The following is an 18,609-nucleotide window of genomic DNA, read 5'->3' on the forward strand; positions in this document are numbered from 1 at the left end:
TGAAACCAGGGCGCAGCACTGGCTTGCCCTGCATCTGCTAGCCTTTACAGCCTTGTTTATCCGAAAATTCAACCAAAATCAAAAACTCTAAACAGCTTCAATGAAAAGAATCTACTTAATCTACATAATTCTTTCAGCAGCTTTAATAATTAATCTTACACTCGACATTATAAAAGGGATAAGCCTCCAAGGATATTGGGCTGACAGGATACTTTTCTGGATATGGCTAGTTTATACAGTTTACATACTTATAAAATACTGGAGTAAAAAGGGAGTCAAATTTTACGTCTGGACTTTAACGGCTCTTTTAGGATTAAGCATGCTACCAATGTTTATCCCTTTCACAGCGATAATATTTACTGGATTCGGGTTAGACAGAACGTATGGAAATGACTTCAACGACAATTTAAGAGTGCAGGTAACTGGAAAAAGTATAATGGGACGCCCTAATGTAGAACTCATTAGAAAGTATGGGCTCTACGGAGTTGTTTTAGGTGAGATGAGCGGATTTGACCTTGTAGATGACCTAGATGATTTAGAAAATGTTAAGAGAGTAAAGATTTTAGAAGAGAAAGAAAATAACTTGCTCGTGGAGTTTTACTTCCCCAATGGCGGTAATAGGCACTGGTTGGACAAAAAATAACATTGCTCAACATTGTATAAACGCCAGCATCGGCCGACGGCCTTGCACGCCTCATGCACGAGGCCGTTGCCTGTAATTTTAAACTCAGCATTTGATGGCAAGAAAAGCAATTGTCTTAACAGGATTTGTCATTTTGAAATTTCTTTTACAGTTCATCCTGATAAGCCCTGAGTATGATTTGCAGCGAGATGAATACCTCCACCTGGACCAAGCAAACCATCTGGCGTGGGGCTATGTGTCCATACCTCCCATGACAGCCTGGATCTCCTTCCTCATCAAGCTCCTGGGTAACGGTCTGTTTTGGGTTAAGTTTTTTCCTGCCCTTTTCGGCGCCTTAACCATTGTTGTTGTTTGGAAAGCGATAGAAGAACTAAACGGTAATTTAGTTGCCTTGATTTTAGGGGCTACTGGTGTTTTATTTTCTGCTCTTCTGAGACTCAATACGCTTTATCAACCCAACTCCTTGGACGCTTTATGCTGGACCTCCCTTTACTTCATTGTCATAAAGTACCTAAATACCCAAAAGCCGAAGTGGCTGTATGTTGGCGCCATAATATTTGCCATAGGTTTTTTGAATAAGTACAACATCGTTTTCCTGCTCATTGGTCTTTTACCGGCCATTTTGATGACCGAACAACGTGCAGTACTGATTAGGAAGCACCTATACCTGGCCATGCTATCAGGGCTGCTGCTTATCCTGCCAAACCTTTTATGGCAATACCAGAACCAGTTTCCGGTGATACATCATCTGAATGAATTGGCTGAGACCCAGCTGGTTCATGTGAACGCGTGGGGGTTTCTGAAATCGCAGCTCCTTTTTTATGCCGGTTCACTTTTTGTCATTTTTTCAGCCCTGTATACCTTATTGTTTTACAGACCCTTTCATACGTATAAAGCCTTTTTCTGGGCAATTATTTTTACGCTTGCTGTTTTTATCTATTTCAAGGCGAAGGATTATTACGCCATCGGGCTGTACCCCATTTATGTAGCTTTCGGGGCTGTTTTTATTGCCGACATGCTGAAGACCGGCCGGAAAAGGTATTGGCAAGCCGTTGCCATTGCCATTCCGGTCCTTTTTTTTATTCCGATGTATAATATTGCCTTCCCCAATAAAAGCCCTGAATACATTCTGCAACATGCAGAGCAGTACAGGGATCTGGGAATGCTTAGGTGGGAAGACGGCAAAGACCATGCATTGCCACAAGACTTTGCCGATATGCTAGGCTGGAAAGAGCTGGCCCACAAAGTGGATGGCATATATTCGAATCTTCCTGAACCAGATAAGACCTTGGTGCTCTGCGACAACTACGGCCAGGCGGGAGCCATCAATTACTACACCAAGAATAAAATCAGGGCGGTCTCTTTCAACGCAGACTATGTCAACTGGTTTAAACTTGACCACCCGTATGACCACCTCATACGGGTTAAAAGCTATCCGGGCCACGACAGTGAATTAGAAGAAACCAGTCCGTATTTTCATACTTCACTTGTATCAGACTCCATTACAAATCCATTTGCGCGGGAATACCGAACCATCATTTACACTTTTTTAGATGCTAAAGTGGACATCAATAAAAGAATACAAGAAGAGGTTAATGAAACAAAAAACTATCGCTGACTGCACGTAGATGACTTTAGCAAATGAAAAGGGCAAATTGCATGTTAGTGCCTTGAGCCATATAGGTGTAACTGGCAACAGGGGCTTTTTTTACACATACACGCAGCCCTCAACTAATATCCAAAAGTCTTCTTTAGAAAATGTAAAGCTTTTGATGTAGCATCAGGTACTGCAAACAATAAAATCACTGCCACCCACAACACCTAAAAAGCATTAAAACGCTCTTTAACCCAACCGCTGCTGTAATGTAAAAACATGGATATAAAAGATTTTATCAACAGCCTTACTCCAGAAGAAATTGAAGAAAGGAATAATAAACAGCTAGAGGAAAATCAAAGAGTTTATGAAGAGTTTAAAGCTGCATATACAAAAGGGATATATTCCCTTGACAGCCAGCCCATTGACTCTTTTAAATTGAATGCTCCTTGCTACCATTGGTTTTTAAGACCAAAAGGAATCAAGAAAAAGCATTTTAAGAAATATTTGCCTTACCCAATAGGGTTCTTCCGCTTTAATAGTTACATCCAATAGATTGCTAACCTTGAAACACCATTTAAGAATATCAATGATTTAAAGGAGGAAATGAATCCAGCAAAATCACTGAATATACAGTAAGATATAAAAATAGTGAATGGTCAGTTAATATCAGGAAAACTGATAGACAAGGTCATGATAATTCAAAAAAATGCCAACACCCCTCATTTTCATCTTCAAATGGTTGTTGATGGCTTTGTGCTTTTAAAATTTTACGACTTTCATATTCCACTCTCAGTAGAAGATATTCTCAATTTTAGATTAATTAAAGAAGCACCTGACAAGGTACTTTTGGCAAACCCTTTTGGAGCGGGAATGTCTATTTTAGGAGATGATGAACACCTTGAGCAATTGAATCGCTTGATGTATAGGATTATTGATTGGGACAAGGCACCCTTTCATACAAGCTCTTTGATTCAAATGCCAGAAGGAGAATCAATGGCAGAAGAAATACTTGAAAAAAAAATCACACAGAAAGTAAGGAAACAAGAATACCAGTTAGACATCTAATAAAAAAGTATTTTCCGCAAGCAACCATTGTTTCCGAAATTAGACCTGGAGACGGAGTGCCAAAAATTTCGGCAAGGAACAAAAGAAAATAAGCTCAATTTCCAACAATGTATAAATATCATACTCCAGCCAACGGCCTCGCCGTCTCATGCGCAATAGCGTTGGCATGTATTTAAATCAAGAAAAAAGTATGCAAAAAAAGAGTCAGCAACACATTGAAAAGCTTATCCGCTACACCTTAGGTTTTCTGCTTGCCCTGCTTGCGTTGAATGCCTTTGGCGGGGGGTATTACGGCATGGCGGGGGCAGAGAACGTTCCTACGGAGTGGTTAAAAGGGAGCCCCTTCCCCAACTACTTTGTTCCCAGCCTAATTCTTTTCATCATTGTGGGCGGTTCTGCTCTCATCGCCGCTATTGCAGTCTTTCGGGGGCATCGCATGGCCCGGAAGGCCTCCTTTATTTGCGGCACCATCACTCTTCTTTGGCTTACCGTGCAAATTGCCATCATAGGCTATGTTTCCTGGATGCAACCAACCACCGCGTTTGCGGCGCTCCTAATTTTATTTTTAGCCTGGCAACTTTCAGAGGCTGAGCATTAAACAGTTTATTTCTTTAGCTATAGAACATGTGCTCATTGCAGAAGCAGCATTTGCTGATCATAGAGGAGAATGGTTTCTTACACCCAGTACAAAGCTCTAGGAAGGCAAGACCATGGCTTAACCGCGCACAACCACGCCAGATGATAAAAGGCTATATGAGAATATAGGGCCAGTTTACCTTCAGGAGAATCAACCGGACTCTGCTTTGGTTAAATTTACGTGCAGGAGAAGAATCTACAGCCCCATTTATAAAGTCTACTTTGGTAAAAACGTGCAAACCATTTAGCCAACCACGGGCCTAACAGAAATAAAAGCCTACTAAATAAAGAACTTGGGCGGAACAACCTTTGGCCGAAATTTTCCCAAATTGATAAATCCGCCTAAGAGCTTGTTTACATTTTGATTTTGCAAGCGAAAACGGGGAGCGAAAGGTTCTGGCGAAGCGTTTTTTGAGCAGCATACGCCCCGCTATGGTGCGGGAAAAAGGCAAAGTCAGGTTCTTTTGATACCCGTTTGCAGCGCAAAAGGCAAATTTAAACATGCTCTAACATTTCATTGAAGCACCTTGCTTCCATATATTTTAACAGCACGACCATATGATCAATACTTTCACGGCGGTTAGGTAAATGACGGCTCCCCTGTAACTGCTTGCAGCAAGCAGCTAAACACCTGACATGCCCAAAGAGCAGCCTCCTGCCGCGTACGTCACAAGAAGAACTCCACTCTCTCATTTAGCCGTACCGCTGGCTTAAAATAACCCTACTACTTTACCGTTGTAGAAACTATAGGTTATATAGTTGGAGCAATGCCCTTACAAACAAGCCATATCTACAAGATAAGACACCTTTTACTGGTGTGTCTTGTGCTGTTGGGGTTAATGCCCTGCGGAGTCAAAGAGGCATTGTTGGGAACGGTCAACGTGGACTACGTCAAAGCCCTTAATGGCTCCAAGACCACCGCCCCATTCAATTCATGCCAGTATACCCAAAGCACTGACCCACTCCTTTCAGCTGTAAGGCAATCTAAAATTCTCAAGCAGGCAGAACCTATCTGTTTCTCTTGTGCCCGGATTTTTCTTACGCGCTCTGCAAAGACCAACCACCGCTGTTCACCAGACTACTCTGGTAATAGCCCACCCAAGTATATTTTATATAAACGCCTGAAACTAGATGTAGCCTGATCTTATCACACGGGTACATTTTTTTCACGTTTTATAAAATAGAAAGAGTCAATGAACTTACAGCATGACAGCACGGCCTACCCCACGGCCGGGCTCTTAACCCTATCCCTGCGATGGGTAATTGGTTGGACCTACTTTTCGGCGTTTTGGAGACGCCTCATCTTAGAGAATAAGCTTATCCCGGAAGAGGCCGGTTACATAGGCGAAAAATTCAATCACTTCCTCCCCAATGCTTTAGGCATAAAACCCTTATAGAATATTTGGTTTCTAACCCTGACACTCTGCAGGTGGCCATGGTTTCCTTTACCCTTGTAGAGGCGGTGGTAGGCTTGCTCCTCATTCTAGGGCTAGGCACAAGACTTATGAGTGTAGGGGTCTTTTTTCTGGCTCTGGGGATTTTGTTGGGATCGGGTTGGCTGGGCACCACTTGCCTGGACGAATGGCAGATTGGCGTTCTGGGCGTATCAAGCGGGTTTGTATTGTTTTTAACGGGCAGCGGCGCCTATTCACTGGATCACTTCCTTATGACCCGGCCGTATGCTTTTACCCGTACAAGATGGTTTACCTGGTTAGGTTCAGGCCATTTGCCGGTGAAAAACCTGCCCTTCACCGTGTTGGTAATGCCTTGTGGTATCTTGGGGCTCACCTTGTTTACCAACCAATATTTTCACGGCGGCGTGTTGGGCACCCTTCATAACAAGTCTGTCAAACCTAAAGTTGAGATCTCCCATATTGAGCAGCACGGTTCGCACCTTACGTTTCAGTTGTTCAGAGTAGAAGGGGCAGATGTGTATGGCTCTTTTCTGATTGGCATTGAGGTGTTAGATGAAAATAACAAAGTCATCAAATCCATCACCCAGAAAGAACTGGCTGAATTTCCAACCCACAGAATACACAATCATTACGTGACTAAAATCAAGCCGGGCCAGCACAGTTTAATCATTCCTCTGGGCGCAAAAGCAGACATTGCCCTAGATCTGAGAGGGGTACCCATTAAAGAAAACTATTCTTTAAAACTCATTGACATCAGTGGAATAGAATGGACCGCCCCTATCAAGTAACCCTACCCCATCTTCTGCTACAACCAAGGCGGCAAAGAAGCACAAGCGTCAGGAAAGCCCGTGTTCCAATCAATAGGCATAGAAGCCAATTAGGTCTCTTTAAACCCGCAGCTGTTCAATGCATGCGTGTCAGTGAAACCTTGGCTCATTGGTGTTTCTTTTAAACTTGGCTACCGCCGAAGAAAACAATTTCATTCCTCCACCCTCTTTGTTGAGGTGTAAAACTGTCATTCAGACAATACCCAATTCCGTTTTTGGCCTGTTTTCGTGAAAACAGCAAAACGGAAATCTGACTAGAACTCAGGACTCTGAACTCAGGACTAAATAGTGGGTGTCCCGCCGGTGACTTGCACCGTGGAGCCGGTCATGTAGCTGGAGTCTTGGGAGGCCAGCAGCACGTAGATGGGTGCCAGCTCGGCGGGTTGGCCGGGGCGTTGCAGCGGGGTGTCTTTCCCGAAGGACTTCACCTCCTCGGCGGGCATGGTGGCCGGGATGAGGGGCGTCCAGATGGGGCCGGGGGCCACGCAGTTGGCGCGTATGCCTTTCTCGGCCAGCAGCTGGCCCAGGTTGGCGGTGAAGTTCTGAATGGCGCCTTTGGTAGCGGCGTAGGCCAGGAGCGTAGGCGTGGGTTTGTAGGCGTTCACCGAGGTGGTGTTCACAATGGTACTGCCCGGCTTCATGTGCGGCTCGGCGGCTTTGCAGAGGTAGAACATGGCGTAGATGTTGGTCTTGAAGGTCTTGTCAAACTCCTCGCTGGGAATCTCCTGCAACGACTTGCGCGCCATCTGGAAGGCGGCGTTGTTCACCAGAATGTCAATCTGCCCGAACTCGGCCACGGCCCGCTCCACTATTTTCTGGCAATGCGCCTCTTCACTGATGTCGCCAGGCACCAGCACGGCTTTGCGGCCGGCTTTCTCAATCCACCGGGCAGTGTCCTGGGCGTCTTCCTCCTCGTTCAGGTAAGAGATCAGCACATCGGCGCCCTCGCGGGCGAAGGCAATGGCCACCGCTTTGCCAATTCCGGAGTCGCCGCCGGTGATAATGGCTTTGCAGCCTTCCAGTTTGCCGCTGCCTTTGTAGGTTTCTTCGCCGTGGTCAGGCTTCAGCTTCATTTCTGATTCCTCGCCGGGCTCACTTTGCTTGGGCTCTTTAAAGGGCGGCTTTTCATACTGTTGGGTGGGGTCCTGCAGATTATTCTCCTGATTTGTGCTCATGGTTCTCAGTTTAAAGTTGAGGATATGTTTCCCTTTAAAAACGAGTGGCCATGAGAAGGGTTCACCATGGGTTGTCAGTACTTCCCTTTGTACCTCCACCGAGCGCAAGCGGAGGTAGGCAGTTACGTTTTGGAGCTACTTTTCAGAAAACAGCCCCAAAACAGAAACTCTACAATGCAAAGACATACCAACACTTGCGCCAGAGACATCAAGAAAGGCTCCCCGCCTGGTGTGCATCTTTCGGTATCTTTGAATGCTTCTGCCTCCTGCTCACTCCTTTTCTACTGCCCCGCTGTCTTGAATGCCCCCAGATCTCCCCTACCTCCCACTCCACGCTCAATGCTTCGGCCCTGGCCGATTTTGTTTCCGGCACTACCCCTTGAAAGTGGTACGTTGTGAGCTGTTGTCCTGCAATGTGAAGGATACCTACCTTATGACCGCGTCAGAACAGAAGTTCATCTTTAGCGTGTACCGGGCTGCGCACCGAACGTCTTCCTAAATCCAGCCCCGGCGAAGGCGGTGAAGCCCAACAGCAGGGCTCTGGTGAGGTGGGCGGGTAGGTAAGTTTTCATACGGTATTTGGTTAGGTGATGATCAAACCTGCTACCAGCGCCGCAGCCCCTGCAAACCTCTACGCCAACGGCCATTTTTCCTGATTACCGCGGTATAAAAATCTGTTGGAAACCCTGAGGAAGTTTTGAAATAGAAAACCCGTTTTCGCTGTTTTGGTTAAAACAGCCCGAAAACGGGTTTTAGCCTCTAATGAAATGAAGTGCTTAGCTCGGCAGCTCCATAGGTACTTCCATCAAGAGCAGCTGCGCATCTGCGGTGGCTTCAATGGTCAGTTCGCCCAGTTCAGAGAGCCCTACGGCATCACGGCGTTTCAATACTTCCTGGGCAGCTTTTACTTCGCCCTCCAGTACAAACAGGTAGAGCCCGTTGCCTTCCAGCTTTCTAGTGTAGTTCAGACTCCTGCCGCTTTCCAGCGTGGCCAGAGAGAAAAACGCATCCTGGTTGATCCAGACGCCGCCGCTGTCCTTGTCTGGTGACACCACCGTCTGCCATTGATTCACGCGCTGGGCGGGGTCAAAGGTTTTCTGCTCGTAGCGGGGCTGAATGTTCCTTTCTTTGGGGAAAACCCAGATCTGCAGAAAATTCACCGCCTCGGTTTTAGAGCCGTTGTACTCAGAGTGGCGCAAGCCCGTGCCCGCCGACATGATCTGCACGTCATTGGTCTGAATCACCTCCTCATTGCCCGTGCTGTCTTTGTGCGCCAGACTGCCAGATAACGGTATAGAAATGATCTCCATGTTATCGTGCGGGTGCGCCCCAAACCCCTGCCCGCCCGCAACGCTGTCATCATTGATCACGCGCAGCGCGCCAAAATGAATGCGCTCCGGGTTGTAGTAATTCGCGAAGCTGAAGGTATGGTAGCTCTTCAACCAGCCGTGGTTGGCGTAGCCCCGGGAATCTGCGGTATATAAGGTCTTTTTCATCGTCTTATCATTTAATTGTATATACAACAAATGTATATACATAGTTCCATTTTTCCAAATCTAGCCACTTAAAAAAAATAAGGTTTGGGTATAAACCAGCCAAATGCGGGGCAACATGCGTATACTCGCGGTCTGAAAGTTTATGTCCTTCCCATTTAAACGGAACAAGCAGGCTTTCGCAATTACTTTCGTTTGATTCTTTTACTCAATGAATACCGCATCTCCTACTGCCCCCGCGTTTACCAAACTCCATCTGTGGGTCATGACTATTGCCACGGGCATGGTGGTCGCCAACCTCTATTACAACCAGCCGCTGCTGGGCCGGATAGCCACCACCTATGGCGTCACTGAGGCGGCAGCAGGCAGTCTGGCCATGCTCACCCAGATTGGGTATGCCGTGGGCATGCTCTTTATTATTCCGCTGGGCGATATGCTGCGCCGCAAACGGCTGATCATGGTAGACTTTGCGGCCATTATCATCTCGCTGCTGCTGGCGGGTTTTGCGGTGAACATTGAATCTTTGATGGTGGCCAGCTTTCTTATTGGGGCTACGTCTGTGGTGCCGCAGTTGCTGATCCCCATGGCGGCCCATCTGGCCAAACCCGAATCCCGGGGCCGCACCGTGGGCTTTGTGATGAGCGGCCTGCTGATCGGGATTCTGCTGTCCCGCACTGTGAGCGGGTTTGTGGGGGCGCAACTGGGCTGGCGGGCCATGTTCTTTATAGCAGCCGGTATGATGGTGGTTCTGTGGGGCTCCCTGTACTTTCTGCTCCCAGAGGTTCACCCCAGTTTCAAGGGCAACTACAAGAACCTGATGAAGTCGCTGGTGCACCTGGTCAAGGAACAGCCCATGCTGCGGCTGGTGTCTTTGCGGGGCGCCTTGTGCTATGCCACCTTCGGGGCTTTCTGGACTACGCTGGTTTTTCTGCTGGAAGAGCCTCCGTTTAACCTGGGCAGTGCCTCGGCGGGGTTGTTTGGCCTGATTGGCGCCGCGGGGGCGTTGGCCGCCTCCTGGATGGGCCGCCTCAGTGACAAGGGAAACGCCTTCACCATTACCACGGTCAGCATTGTGTTGATTGTGTTGTCGTATGTGGTTTTCGGGTTGTCCAGCAGCAGTCTGGTGGGGCTGGTGATTGGGGTGATCTTATTGGATTTGGGCGTGCAAGCCACCCACATCTCCAACCAGACTTTTATCTTCTCCATCCTCCCTGAGGCTCGTAACCGCCTCAATACTATCTACATGGTGACGTATTTTATGGGCGGTGCCTCGGGCACGTTCATCGCCAGCCACGCCTGGCACCTCTGGAAATGGAACGGCGTGGTGGGTGTTGGCCTGGTTTTCTCTGGCCTGGCATTGCTGGTGCACCTGCTCCTCCTGAAGCCTGCCAAGAAGGCCTAACCTGTTGGCGAAGTTCTGTTTTGGGGCTATTTTTGGGAAAACGGCCCCAAAACAGAAGAATGTCAGAAAGCCGAATATGGCTGCCCCCTCATCCCCCATGCTCAACATCTTACACATCAACTCCTACGCCCAGGCCGGCGGGGCCGAACAGGTGGCCTGTGACCTGCTGAACAACCTATGGGTTTCGTCAAAGCTGCTGGTGAAATCCCACGCCTCGGCAGACTCCAGAATTCAGGCTATACCGGCGCACGTCTCTTCCAGGGTGTATGATTTTCTGGACCGGGTGGTGCGCAAGCTGGGGTTCAACAACCAGTTCAAGATTCTGTTTTCCTTGGCCGAGCAGGGGAATTTCACCTACTCCCGGCTACAGCAAACGCAGGCGTACCAGCAGGCCGACCTCATTCACCTGCACAACCTGCACGGCAACTACTTTGATCTGTCGGCGCTGGCCCAGATTGCGCGGGAGAAACCGGTGGTCTGGACCCTGCATGACATGTGGCCCATGACCGGCGGTGAATTTTACACCTACGGCAACCTGAACTACCAGCAAGGCATTGGCAAAACGCCCATCCGGTACCTGGCGCCCCTGCAAGACCCGCTGCTAGATCTAAGGCAGCAGCACCTGGAGCGCAAGAAGAAACTGTACCGGCAACTGGCCCACCGCCTCACCTTTGTGCCCGTGAGTTATTGGCTGGAAGAGGCGTTCAAACAGGCCTATGTCTTTGATCCCAGCTTGCAGGTCAGAACCATCTATAACGGCGTTGATACCGCTGTTTTCTATAATCAGCAACTGCGTACCTGGCCTAAGCCCCGCCTTTTGTTTTTCAACGCCTCCGGCGAAAGCAAGGCCTCGCATTTGTTCCGTGTAATTTTGCTGCGCTCCCGGCAGGTATTGAGCTGTACGTGGTTGGGCAGCCGCTGGAGCACCCCAGCGTGGTTTTTCATAGGCCTTTCATCCGCGGGCGGGAAGCACTTCGTGACCTGTACAACCAGGTAGACCTGCTGGTGTTCCCCTCCAAAGCCGAAACATTTGGCCTGGTTCCCCTTGAAGCCATGGCCTGCGGCGTGTGTGTGATTACGTCTACGGCTACCGCCCTGCCCGAAGTGGTGAACCCGCAGGTAGGCATGCTGTTTGACTCTGAGAACCCAGAAGATCTGCTGCACAAAGTCTCAGTTGCCTTAGCCCATCTGCCCCAGAGCAGAGCATTGGGAGCCCGGGCCGCCGTGTACGCCCAAGATACTTTCGCGCTGTCTAAGACCCATGAACGGTATTTCCAGCTGTACCAGGAGGCTATCAAGAACTTTCCAGCTCGTTGAAAAACAAAGCCCTCGCGTTTAGGAACTCTTATTGGGAAAAGAGCCCCTCAACGCGAGGGCTTACCAGATAGGGTTCTAGAGACGTGCGTCGGTTAACGTTATTTAGCTGGGTCCACAGAGGGCTGGCCGTACTTCTTCACTTCCACCTGCGGCTCTCGGCCTTCGCGGAGCGTCACCTTGAACAGGTAGTCGTACTGGTGATCTGCTACCTCAGCGAAAGGTTTCTTTCCGCCCAACGCCTCTACTACGTGAAGCACTGTGTTGGAGTGCCCGGCCACCACCAGGGTTTTACCACGGTAACCGGTTTTAATGTTCTGCGCCAGCCCCTGGTAGTCAGTGGGGTTGTAGAGCTGCACGGTGAGTTTTTTGGCCTGCGCCAAAGGTTGCAGGGTTTGCTGGGTGCGCTTGTATTTGGTGGCTAGCAGGGCGCTGATTGGTTCTTGGGCCAGTTGGTCCCGGAGCGCCTGGGCCCGCCGGTGACCGGCGTCAGAGAGATCAGGGTCGTCGGTCATGGCCCCAGAGGAAGGCCCCTTTTCGGCATGCCGAACAATGTACACAATAGTTTCATTGGCTCCCAGGCCAGTTCCTGACCCGGCGGCACACGCCGAAAACAGCGCAAACGCCAACACCAGCGCACCGGCTACATAGATAGACTTGAACAGTTTCATAGTGGGTTAGATTGACGTCTCAAGATACTACCTTTCCCCAGAATTAAAGCTAATTCTGCGGCGGTAAGTATATGGCCTTACAACTATATTACAGGAAATGCAGTATTAGCACCAATTACCGTTACATGATGCGTTTACACTCTCCTTTCACTCAGCTCCGCTCCCTTACGCTCTACCTGGTGCTGGCCCTGCTCTGGGGCGCAGGCGCCTGCAAGTCGGCCAAAACCCACTACCGCGAAGGCCTGGAGCGCGCCAGCAAAAACGATTACACCGGCGCCGTGCGCGAGTATGACGCCGCCATTGCCAAGCGCCCCAATGACGGCACCCTGTACCGCCTGCGCGGCGTGGCCAAATATGAGATGGATGACTTTGACGGCGCCTTCACTGACTTCACCCAGGCCATAGGGTTAGACTCCAGTGATGCTGAATCCTATAAATTCAGGGGTGACATCAAGCAGAACCGCCAGCAGTACCAAGCCTCCATTGCTGACTACAACCAGGCCATCAGGTTCCAGCCCAGCTACGCCAAGGCGTTCAACAACCGCGGGCTGAACAAGATGCGGCTCAAAGACATGAAAGGCGCTGCCCAGGATTTCAGCCAGGCCATCGCCCTGCAGAATGACTACGCCCTGGCCTACCTTAACCGCGCCAACCTGCGCATGCGCGAAAGACAATACAGACCGGCCATGGAAGATTATGACAAAGCCATCTCCCTGGATACCACTTTGGCCGCCGCCTACTACAACCGGGGCGTACTCTTCCACAACCAGAAAAAACGCAAGAGCGCCTGCGCAGACTGGCAGAAAGCCCTGGAGCTGGGCACTGCCCAGGCCAATGCCCTGATTAAACGCTACTGCCGGTAACTTCCTGTTTTCGGGCTGTTTTCTGGCAATACTTCGGACAGTTTAGATGAGTAGAAAAAGTGCGTTTGTAGCGTTTGAGGGCATGTACAGGTTTAGCATCCAATGGTTTTTCTCCCTTTTGGGAAATACCTAACTGCCATTTAATTACTTAAACCCCTTTTATAGCCTCTAGAGCCTCTTTTTGCCTTTTAGAATTGTCCGAAGTATTGCTAAAAAACAGACCGAAAACGGCTTTTCACCTGAAATCCTGCCGCCGGTTCTTTGGCGACCGAAGCCATTTATTATCTTTGAGCCTGAATACATGGCTGGCCGCTTTAAAAAAGGCGCAGCCCTATACGCAAGCATGATGAAATTACTGGAAGGAAAAATTGCCCTAGTGACCGGCGCCTCTAAAGGAATTGGCCGGGCCATTGCCAAGAAATATGCCGAACAAGGCGCCAACGTGGCTTTCACCTATCTCTCCAGCGTAGAGAAGGGCCAGCAACTGGAGCAGGAACTGGCCGAGTACGGCATTCAGGCCAAAGGCTACCGCTCAGACGCCTCAGACTTTGCCCAGGCCGAACAATTAATTGAGAATGTGGTGAAAGACTTCGGGAAACTGGACGTGCTGGTAAACAACGCCGGCATCACCAAAGACGGGCTTTTGATGCGCATGAGCGAGGAGCAGTGGGACGCCGTGATTAACACCAACCTCAAATCTGTGTTCAACCTCACCAAGTCTGCCACCAAGCACATGATGCGCGCCAAAAGCGGTTCTATCATCAACATGACCTCTGTGGTGGGCATCAAAGGCAACGCAGGCCAGGCCAACTACGCCGCCTCCAAAGCGGGTATTATTGGCTTTACCAAATCAGTGGCGCTGGAGTTGGGTTCCAGAAACATCCGGAGCAACGCCATTGCCCCGGGCTTCATTGAAACCGACATGACCGACGAACTGGACGCCAACGTGGTAGCCGAATGGCGCAAAGCCATCCCGCTCAAGCGAGGAGGTTCCCCGGAAGACGTGGCCAACGCCGCCGTTTTCCTGGCCTCAGACCTTTCTGCCTACATTACCGGCCAAACGTTACAGGTAGACGGCGGAATGTTGACGTAATTGAGTATTAGGAATTAGTAATTGTTGGAAAGCCGTAGTTGAGAGGAAAGCTCTGCTGCGGCTTTTCTTTTTTCTACGTACCGCCTTTCTGTTTTCGGGCTGTTTTTCAGAAAACACCCCGAAAGCAGAAACATCCTCACTTGTAGAAACCGGTGAGGCCAAACTAGAATTACCCTTTCCAGGTTTCCGTCGCTTTTGAGGACAGCACCATTCCTCCTCCCGGCTTCTCAGGTACCCGTTTCCCTGATCACCACAGGGCAGGATGAATTTCTCAGGGCAGTTGGCGCAACGCCCGCAGGTCTGTCGAATTGCTGATGGTTTATTGCTGATGGTTGGAAGATGGAACTGCGCGGGAGTTCGTGCCCGGGGATGAGGCGCGCATGGAGACTCACCGGGAGCCGTTCAGCATGCGTAAAACCCACCCCAACCCCTCCTGGGAGGGGAGTGATCTGGAATGAGTAAGCCTTATGCGATACGCCCCTGCCTCTGAAATCTCGGCTGTCCGGGATTTGCCATCCCGGACACAGTACCTGCGGATTTGCAATCCGCGGCCCCTGCAGATCAAACATGCCGCCGCGGGGACTGCAAATCCCCGTGTACCAGCTTCCGGATTGCAAATCCGGAAGAGCGCCATGCTGGGCAGAATGCAACTAGCTGCGGCGAGAAGAGGTTGATCAGCAATGCGTGTCCTCCTGTGTAAACATCCCCCTTGCCCCCTTCAAAGGGGGAGTATCTGGTAGCGTTAGAAGGCACGGAAGAAACTTCCGCCCCATAGAGGAGCTATAGAGGGCAGAAGCAGTGTGAGGCTGCCGCCCCATGGAAGCTGAAAGCTTCCGCCATTATAGGTCCAAGTTGGAAACTTGAACCAGAGAAAGTGACAAACCAGCAGCAAGAAGTAAACCAACAAACAACTATTAAAAATCAATACTTCTGCTAGTGGTACCTCTGTTAATTAGCACTTCTGCCCTTGGCTGATGTGCGCAGCACGGGCTTACCACAGGCTAGCGGAACAGCAACCGTTACCTGCTAAGGCAGAAATAACTGCACCGCAGTGACAGGAGGGGAACAGAAACCAGTCCTGGCGGTGAGCGCCTCTGTTAATACGCTGCCGTTAGGCAACGCCAAAGGCGTAGTTTTAACAGCAGTGCTCACCCCCAGGACGGGGCCCCGCGGCCGTGAGCGCTTACCGGAAAAGATGAAACAATGCAGCCCGTGAACTAACGCATCAAACGGCACAGCCAGGGGAACTACAGACCACGCATTCCCTTCTGAGAAGCACATGCTAAACCTGGAACAACCGCCACAGAAACCCCAAACCTAAATTGTACTTCTGTTTTAGGGCTGTTTTCAGAAAAACAGCCCTAAAACGCCCCAACAGGCAATAACCTCCCCTTTCCGGCAGTTCAAAGGAAAAGTCTTATGCCTTTAGTAGAACTTGTTCTATCTTGCTAGTTCATAGAACGTGACCTAAGAAATTGCCTGTGCCATCTTTCCAAATACATACTGTTTACTCCCCCTGGTACCTGCTGCTCTGCGCCGCGGCCGCTATTGGCTTGGCCTGGTTTCTCTACCGCAAGCACGGGCCGTGGCCAACAGGCCTGCGGTGGCTTCTGGCTACCCTCAGGGCGCTGCTGTTTTTTCTGGTGTGCTTTCTGCTACTGGAACCGTACACCCGCCATATAAAACAGGAAGAAATCAAACCCACGGTGGTGCTGGCGGTAGACAATTCGCAGTCAGTGGGCCTGTTCACCCCTAAGCCGCAGCTGGACCAGAGCTTACAGCAACTGGAGGAGCTGGCAGAGAACCTCCGGGAGAAAGGGCTCACCGTAGAAATCAAAGCACTGCAGGCACAGGATTCGGCGGAGAGCCGGTTGACCGCCCTGGCCTTTACCGCCCCGGCCACCAACCTGCACCAGCTGCTGGAGACAAGTACCCGCGACTTTGCAGACCAAAACCTGTCGGCGCTGGTGCTGGTGTCTGATGGTATTCATAACCTGGGGCCAACGCCCACTTTCCAGACGTACGGGGCCGCCGTTTATCCTGTGGCCCTGGGTGACACCATTCCTAAGCGGGACATTGTGGTAGAGGAGCTGCAGTACAACAAGATCAATTACTCTGGCACCACGTTCCCGGTGATTGCCAAAATCAGCCACAACGGGTTTGCAGGCGCGCCGGTCACAGTTTCCCTCAATGAAGGCGGCAAAACTATACAGCGCAAAACCCTCACCCTTCCGCGCAGCGGAAATCTGGAGACCACCTTTCAACTGTCGGTTCCGCAGCCCGCCAAAAAGCATTATGAGGTAACGGTGCAGCCGCTTGCGCAAGAATTTACCAGGCTGAACAACCAACGCCATGCCTATCTGGAAGTGGTGAAGGGCAAACTCAACATCTTGCTGGCCGCCGCCGCCCCACACCCAGACATCAAAGCCCTCAGAAGCGCCCTGCTCACCAATCCCCTGCTGAACGTAGAGGTGGTGCTGGGGCCGTTCCAGAGCCCCAGGTTCAGCGCGCCCTATGACGCGGCCGTGCTGCACCAGATCCCCAACGCCAGCGGTACGGGCACCGACTGGCTCCGGCGGTTACGGACTGCCAACGTGCCTACTTTCTACATTCTGGGCTCCCAAACCGACTTTACCGCTTTCAACAACCTGCAGGCGGGCGTGGTGCTCAGAAACCCTTCCAGCCAGTATGACCAGGTGCAGCCATTGCTTAACCCCAGCTTTAGAAGATTTTCGTCTGAGCCCATTGCCCAGCCCCGCATCAGAACATGGCCACCGGTGCCCGTCACGTTTGGAGAATGGACCCTGGGCGGCGCCACTGAGGTTATTCTGCACCAGCAGGTAGGCACCGTGCGCACCACCAAACCGTTGCTGGTGTACAAGGCCTCAGCGCCTGCGCCGTCTGCCGTACTACTCACTGACGGCAGCTGGCAGTGGCGCTTAACAGAGGCGGCAGAGCACAACAATGCCCAGATTTATGACGAACTCATGACCCATGTGGTGCAGCTGCTGGCCAACCGCAGAAACCAGAAGCGCCTGCACGTGTACCCCGTGAAAGATGAATTCTCCATCACCGAGGCCGTGGCCCTTCAGGCCGATGTCTTCAATGCGGTGCAGGAGGAGATCTTTGGACAAACCATTGCCCTGACCCTCACCCGCGAAGACGGCAAACAGACCCAGCACCGCTTCCGGCACGAGCAGGGCGGCCAAGGCTTGCCCCTTGGGTCTTTGCCCGCCGGGGTGTACCGCTACAGCGCCTCTACCAACGCAGAAGGCCAGACCTACACAGACAACGGCGAATTTGTGGTGCAGGAGCAGAACCTGGAAGCCCTCCAGGCCACCGCAGATCATGAGTTGCTGCGCCAGCTGGCCCAACGCTCAGAGACCAGCCTCTACTACCCCGCCCAGCTGGACCGCCTGCAGCAGGACCTCCTGAAAGCCGATTTCAAAACTCTACTCCGCAGCAATGAAGAAGAGAAGGACCTGCTGGAACAGCCGTGGTTTTATCTTCTCCTGCTAGGCCTGGCCTGCAGTGAGTGGGCGCTGCGCCGGTTTTTTGGGAGTTTATAGGTTTCTGTTTTGGAGCCGTTTTTCAGAAAACACCCCCAAAACGCACTTCAGAATTTATGGCGGTCAAACTGTGTTGCCTTCTTAGAAGCTTGTTTTATTTTGATTTTGCAGGCGAAAACGGGGAGCGAACGGTTCTGACGCAGCGTTTATGGAGCAGCATACGCCCCGCTATGGTGCGAGGCAACCGAAAAGTCAGGTTCTTTTGATACCCGTTGACAGCGTAAAGACAAATTTAAACATACTCGTCACCACTTTTATCCAAATGCCAGAAACAGCCCCTATCAAAGACAAGTTGGTCACTGTCACCACCTACTCCAGCCCCATTGACGCGCACCTGGCCAAGAACAAGCTGGAGAGCGAGGGCATTCTGTCTTTTCTCTTTGATGAGAATGTGGTGTCTATGAACCCGCTTTTCAACATAACCGTGGGGGGCATAAAGCTGAAAACCCTGGCCAGCGATGCAGAAAAAGCCATGGTCATTCTCAACAGCGTCAATGAGCTGCCCTACACCACTGAGCAGGATGAGCCGGTGGTCTGCCCCCGCTGCGGCTCCACTGCGCTCACCTACGCCTATGATTCAGAGCAGAAGGCGAAGTCATTCTTTGGCATGGTGCTGGCGTTTCTCACGTTCAGCCTGCCGCTGCTGGCCAAAGACAAGCTGCGGTGTGAGAACTGCGGAAAGGTGTTTCCGGCCAGCTGACCCCTTTCCCACCCCTCTCTGTTTTGGGGCTGTTTTTGAGAAAACAGCAAAACAGGAATGGCTGCCTTCTCACGGGAGCGGCAGCCATAGGTTATTTCAGCAGCTGGTCAGCGTGCTTTTTTGTGTCAACTTTGGTGATAATCTCA

At 50.8% G+C, this 18,609-nt stretch carries 17 protein-coding genes and 1 pseudogene; 14 read left to right on the plus strand and 4 right to left on the minus strand.

Annotated elements, in window-relative coordinates; all coding sequences use genetic code 11:
- The first annotated feature begins 100 nt into the window (after positions 1 to 100).
- The 5 genes from A8O25_RS19985 to A8O25_RS20005 all read left to right on the plus strand — a co-directional run bounded on the left by A8O25_RS19985 (position 101) and on the right by A8O25_RS20005 (position 3,903).
- Entirely contained in the window at positions 101 to 643 is a 543-nt protein-coding gene (locus A8O25_RS19985) for a hypothetical protein (RefSeq protein WP_066838916.1), read from the plus strand.
- Positions 644 to 737: 94 nt separating this feature from the next.
- Positions 738 to 2,261, plus strand: coding sequence for an ArnT family glycosyltransferase (locus tag A8O25_RS19990; RefSeq protein ID WP_066838918.1), 1,524 nt, complete (start codon positions 738 to 740; stop codon positions 2,259 to 2,261).
- 255 nt (positions 2,262 to 2,516) lie between these two features.
- The gene (locus tag A8O25_RS19995; RefSeq protein WP_066838921.1) at positions 2,517 to 2,792 is read left to right on the plus strand and encodes a hypothetical protein; all 276 of its coding nucleotides are present in this window, start codon (positions 2,517 to 2,519) and stop codon (positions 2,790 to 2,792) included.
- A gap of 96 nt (positions 2,793 to 2,888) precedes the next feature.
- Positions 2,889 to 3,305, plus strand: a complete 417-nt coding sequence (locus A8O25_RS20000) for a hypothetical protein (protein WP_066838925.1) — start codon at positions 2,889 to 2,891, stop codon at positions 3,303 to 3,305.
- Between the two features lie 166 nt (positions 3,306 to 3,471).
- Entirely contained in the window at positions 3,472 to 3,903 is a 432-nt protein-coding gene (locus tag A8O25_RS20005; protein ID WP_153042847.1) for a hypothetical protein, read from the plus strand.
- Positions 3,904 to 4,201: 298 nt separating this feature from the next.
- Here the strand turns inward: A8O25_RS20005 and A8O25_RS23080 are convergent, their stop codons facing one another.
- The gene (locus A8O25_RS23080) at positions 4,202 to 4,444 is read right to left on the minus strand and encodes a hypothetical protein (protein ID WP_153042848.1); all 243 of its coding nucleotides are present in this window, start codon (positions 4,442 to 4,444) and stop codon (positions 4,202 to 4,204) included.
- 690 nt (positions 4,445 to 5,134) lie between these two features.
- On the opposite strand from A8O25_RS23080, the pseudogene A8O25_RS23950 reads away from it, so the two are divergent.
- Both A8O25_RS23950 and A8O25_RS23955 read left to right on the plus strand, forming a co-directional pair.
- Positions 5,135 to 5,610, plus strand: a pseudogene (locus tag A8O25_RS23950) (TQO small subunit DoxD); the annotation flags it as partial.
- A 93-nt stretch (positions 5,611 to 5,703) separates the two neighbouring features.
- On the plus strand, positions 5,704 to 6,144 hold the full coding sequence (locus tag A8O25_RS23955; protein ID WP_241499104.1) for a TQO small subunit DoxA domain-containing protein: 441 nt from the start codon (positions 5,704 to 5,706) through the stop codon (positions 6,142 to 6,144).
- 320 nt (positions 6,145 to 6,464) lie between these two features.
- Here the strand turns inward: A8O25_RS23955 and A8O25_RS20015 are convergent, their stop codons facing one another.
- Both A8O25_RS20015 and A8O25_RS20025 read right to left on the minus strand, forming a co-directional pair.
- Complete coding sequence (locus tag A8O25_RS20015) at positions 6,465 to 7,358, minus strand: SDR family oxidoreductase (RefSeq protein WP_066838932.1); 894 nt, start codon at positions 7,356 to 7,358, stop codon at positions 6,465 to 6,467.
- Positions 7,359 to 8,134: 776 nt separating this feature from the next.
- Positions 8,135 to 8,854 (minus strand): pirin family protein, encoded by a 720-nt coding sequence (locus tag A8O25_RS20025; RefSeq protein ID WP_066838937.1) that lies wholly within the window; start codon positions 8,852 to 8,854, stop codon positions 8,135 to 8,137.
- A 208-nt stretch (positions 8,855 to 9,062) separates the two neighbouring features.
- Between A8O25_RS20025 and A8O25_RS20030 the strand changes: the two genes are divergently transcribed.
- The 3 genes from A8O25_RS20030 to A8O25_RS20040 all read left to right on the plus strand — a co-directional run bounded on the left by A8O25_RS20030 (position 9,063) and on the right by A8O25_RS20040 (position 11,570).
- Positions 9,063 to 10,253 carry an MFS transporter gene (locus A8O25_RS20030; protein ID WP_066838940.1) on the plus strand — a complete coding sequence of 397 codons (1,191 nt, stop codon included), beginning with the start codon at positions 9,063 to 9,065 and terminating at the stop codon, positions 10,251 to 10,253.
- A gap of 97 nt (positions 10,254 to 10,350) precedes the next feature.
- Entirely contained in the window at positions 10,351 to 11,250 is a 900-nt protein-coding gene (locus A8O25_RS20035) for a glycosyltransferase (protein ID WP_066838944.1), read from the plus strand.
- On the plus strand, positions 11,187 to 11,570 hold the full coding sequence (locus tag A8O25_RS20040; RefSeq protein ID WP_241499103.1) for a glycosyltransferase: 384 nt from the start codon (positions 11,187 to 11,189) through the stop codon (positions 11,568 to 11,570). The genes A8O25_RS20035 and A8O25_RS20040 overlap by 64 nt, the downstream gene beginning before the upstream one ends.
- 98 nt (positions 11,571 to 11,668) lie before the next feature.
- Here the strand turns inward: A8O25_RS20040 and A8O25_RS20045 are convergent, their stop codons facing one another.
- Positions 11,669 to 12,238: a SixA phosphatase family protein gene (locus A8O25_RS20045; RefSeq protein WP_066838949.1), complete on the minus strand. Its 570-nt coding sequence runs from the start codon at positions 12,236 to 12,238 to the stop codon at positions 11,669 to 11,671.
- A gap of 125 nt (positions 12,239 to 12,363) precedes the next feature.
- Between A8O25_RS20045 and A8O25_RS20050 the strand changes: the two genes are divergently transcribed.
- The 4 genes from A8O25_RS20050 (at position 12,364) to A8O25_RS20065 (ending at position 18,463) form a co-directional block, all read left to right on the plus strand.
- The gene (locus tag A8O25_RS20050; RefSeq protein WP_066838951.1) at positions 12,364 to 13,101 is read left to right on the plus strand and encodes a tetratricopeptide repeat protein; all 738 of its coding nucleotides are present in this window, start codon (positions 12,364 to 12,366) and stop codon (positions 13,099 to 13,101) included.
- A 346-nt stretch (positions 13,102 to 13,447) separates the two neighbouring features.
- The gene (gene fabG, locus A8O25_RS20055) at positions 13,448 to 14,194 is read left to right on the plus strand and encodes a 3-oxoacyl-[acyl-carrier-protein] reductase (RefSeq protein WP_066838957.1); all 747 of its coding nucleotides are present in this window, start codon (positions 13,448 to 13,450) and stop codon (positions 14,192 to 14,194) included.
- A gap of 1,481 nt (positions 14,195 to 15,675) precedes the next feature.
- Positions 15,676 to 17,763 carry a vWA domain-containing protein gene (locus tag A8O25_RS20060; RefSeq protein WP_066838961.1) on the plus strand — a complete coding sequence of 696 codons (2,088 nt, stop codon included), beginning with the start codon at positions 15,676 to 15,678 and terminating at the stop codon, positions 17,761 to 17,763.
- A 262-nt stretch (positions 17,764 to 18,025) separates the two neighbouring features.
- A complete protein-coding gene (locus A8O25_RS20065) occupies positions 18,026 to 18,463 on the plus strand; it encodes a putative signal transducing protein (protein WP_066838954.1) in 438 nt (145 codons plus the stop codon).
- The last annotated feature ends 146 nt before the right edge of the window (positions 18,464 to 18,609 follow it).

The sequence above is a fragment of the Rufibacter ruber genome (assembly GCF_001647275.1).
GTDB lineage: Bacteria > Bacteroidota > Bacteroidia > Cytophagales > Hymenobacteraceae > Nibribacter > Nibribacter ruber_C.